2 protein-coding genes are annotated in these 1,850 nt (G+C 54.1%); one reads left to right on the top strand and one right to left on the bottom strand.

Annotated elements, in window-relative coordinates; translation table 11 throughout:
- Positions 1–55: 55 nt before the first annotated feature.
- Positions 56–928, bottom strand: a complete 873-nt coding sequence (locus tag OK142_RS25155; protein WP_037095135.1) for a LysR family transcriptional regulator — start codon at positions 926–928, stop codon at positions 56–58.
- A 160-nt stretch (positions 929–1,088) separates the two neighbouring features.
- Between OK142_RS25155 and OK142_RS25150 the strand changes: the two genes are divergently transcribed.
- Complete coding sequence (locus tag OK142_RS25150) at positions 1,089–1,808, top strand: putative quinol monooxygenase (protein ID WP_113731501.1); 720 nt, start codon at positions 1,089–1,091, stop codon at positions 1,806–1,808.
- Positions 1,809–1,850 lie beyond the last annotated feature (42 nt).

Genomic DNA, 1,850 nt, shown 5'->3' with positions numbered 1-1,850 from the left:
TGGAGCCCAACGGGACGAATGCTGCACCATGGGCGAATGTCGACTGCCGACCTCACTACATCGGCGTCCGCATAATCTCACGGATCAGATCATTTGTCTCTGGTCTCGTCGTTTGGTGCCGATATCGGAGAGCCAGAACAGTTCTCGATAATTGAAGGCCCTCGATGGGCTTCGACACCAGGCCCATGTCCAGAGGAATAGCAGTGGCCGGCAAGATCAGCGCACCTGACCCTTGCCGAGCAAGTTCAACTAACCAATCCACGCGGTTGGACCGATACGCCGCGTAGAGTTCATGACCATAATCTGCGCAGGTCCCATGCAAAGCGTCCCGCATTTCGCAATTTAGTCGGTCGAGCATGTCGGTTTTTGCGAGAGCCGCAAGAGAAATCGCATCTTGTTCAGACAACGGATGCGACTTTGACATTACTACCTTGTAGTCCTCTTCATAGAGACGGTCTATGCGATAGAGGTCTTCACTGACCTTCTCTGCGGTGACTGCAACGTCGAGTTTGCCGTCTCGCAACCCGGCAAGAAGCTCGGAGGATGATGCAACGATCAATTCGATTTCGGCTTGCGGTAATCGCTTACGCGTACGCTCCATAGCTGCCGAAATCAGGTTGTGGCCAATCGTTTCGCCGACACCAACAGAGATTGGAACCCGCTCCAAACGCATGTGACGGACCGCCTCAGCCTTCGCCTGGCGCGTCTCATCGTAGATCCTCTGCAACCTTGGCTGCATGAGTTTTCCGAGGGCTGTAAGCCTGCATCCCGCACGGTCCCTGACAAACAGCTCACCTCCAAGCTCGTCTTCAAGTTTCTTGATCGCAGTCGTCAAGGAAGGTTGGGAGACATTGGAGGCACTGGCTGCGTGGGTGAAGTTTCGGTGCTCACAGACAGCGAGAAAATACCTGATCTGGTTCATTTCCATCGCCGCATTCTCCGCCACATCTCAACGCACGCCATCAAAGCAACTTCCATAGTCCATGTCTATTAAAAAATAGAACTTCGGAATTGGAGTCCGACCCATCCGCCATGGGACAAGAGTGCATCGAAACCAAACACGACGAACGTCAAGTCAGGGGACGACCATGAACACGCAAATTCTTCCGATATGCGCCGCACTGGCTCTGATCACAACTTCTGCAACTGCACAGGACAATCCAATGGAAAATCATACTGCCAGCTACATCGCCATGCCCGCCGTCGAAGGCCAGACCGTAGCCTTCGCGGAGTTTCTGGCTGGTGCTGCAACTATCGTGCGAGAAACAGAGCCGGGCACTGTACTGTGGTTTGCTCTGCAAGCCGGTGATACGTTCGCAATCTTTGACATCTTCGGAGACGAAGAAGCACGGGGCGCTCACTTCTCAGGAGCAGTTGCAGCTTCCTTGAACCAGAACGCAGACGCGTTGGTCGACGGAGGATGGGACGCCGGTGTTGTCGCGAACATCAACAACTCCGATGTCCTTTCGGTAAAAGCGCCGGTTGACCTCCACAAGGCAACAACCGCAACTTATATCAAGCTCGAAGCTGCTCCAGGTAAAGGTCCCGAATTGGCAGCCTTGTTGACCGCCGCTGGTCCGATCGTTGCAGATACCGAACCAAAAACTTTGTTCTGGACGGCGCTGCAGATTGACGAGAACAACTTCGCCATCTTTGACATCTTTGCCGACAGCTCTGGGCGCGAAGCGCACTTTGCCGGACAAGTCGCCGGGCTCCTTAATGCAAAGGCTTCAGAATTGGTCGCAGGCGGATGGGACGATGGTGTTGTGGCAAACGCCCGCAATTTCGACATCCTTGCTACCAAGTAATCTCACAGGGTGACTTGAGAAAGAAGTGCCCGGTGCAACCTG

Origin of the sequence: Agrobacterium sp. BT-220-3 (genome assembly GCF_025910175.1) — a bacterium.
Taxonomy (GTDB): domain Bacteria; phylum Pseudomonadota; class Alphaproteobacteria; order Rhizobiales; family Rhizobiaceae; genus Agrobacterium; species Agrobacterium oryzihabitans.
This window is presented reverse-complemented; position numbering and strand designations above follow the sequence as displayed.

Bases quoted from the DNA above. Each gene is read 5' to 3' on its own strand.
- OK142_RS25150 (WP_113731501.1), top strand. From the start codon at position 1,089: ATGAACACGCAAATTCTTCCGATATGCGCCGCACTGGCTCTGATCACA.
- OK142_RS25155 (WP_037095135.1), bottom strand. From the start codon at position 928: ATGGAAATGAACCAGATCAGGTATTTTCTCGCTGTCTGTGAGCACCGA.